The organism is Paraburkholderia sp. EG304, assembly GCF_046543485.1.
Classification (GTDB): Bacteria; Pseudomonadota; Gammaproteobacteria; order Burkholderiales; family Burkholderiaceae; genus Paraburkholderia; species Paraburkholderia youngii.
Genome location: NZ_JBKGUA010000329.1, coordinates 1 through 471 on the forward strand (window position 1 = coordinate 1; position 471 = coordinate 471).

General features: G+C 66.7%; 1 protein-coding gene and 1 pseudogene. Both read left to right on the plus strand.

Features of this window, described 5'->3' with window-relative positions; all coding sequences use genetic code 11:
- Positions 1–320: DinB family protein (locus ACLFKU_RS44120; protein ID WP_410853443.1), on the plus strand; the 320-nt coding region annotated here is incomplete at its 5' end.
- Positions 321–322: 2 nt separating this feature from the next.
- Positions 323–471: pseudogene (locus tag ACLFKU_RS44125) on the plus strand (phenylalanine--tRNA ligase subunit alpha); the annotation flags it as partial.

Consider the following 471-nt stretch of genomic DNA (forward strand, 5'->3'; position numbering starts at 1 on the left):
TTTCACCGGACATGCCGCGGCCACAGGCCGGCATTCCGGAATCGGTCTCGCTGTTTCCCGAGTGGGATGGAATGAAGCGCGAGCGCACGGCGTTCGACGACGTCATGATCGCGTGGTCGGACCGGCTTGAGCCTGCGGCGCTCGACGGCGATCTGAACTGGTTCTCCGGCGCGCTCCAGCGCGACGTCACCAAGCCTAGATGGGTGCTGGTGGCCCACATGTTCAATCACGGCACGCATCATCGCGGGCAAGTGCACTGCATGCTGACACAGGCCGGCGGCAAGCCGCACGCCACCGACCTGCAAGCCCTTCCGGAGTGACCATGAGCGACATCGCAAAACTCGAAGGCGAGATCGGCACCGCCATCGCGGCCGCCTCCGACGAGGCGGAGCTCGAAGCGGTGCGCGTCGGCGCTCTGGGCAAGAGCGGCTCGGTCTCGGCGCTGCTGAAGACGCTCGGCGGCATGACACC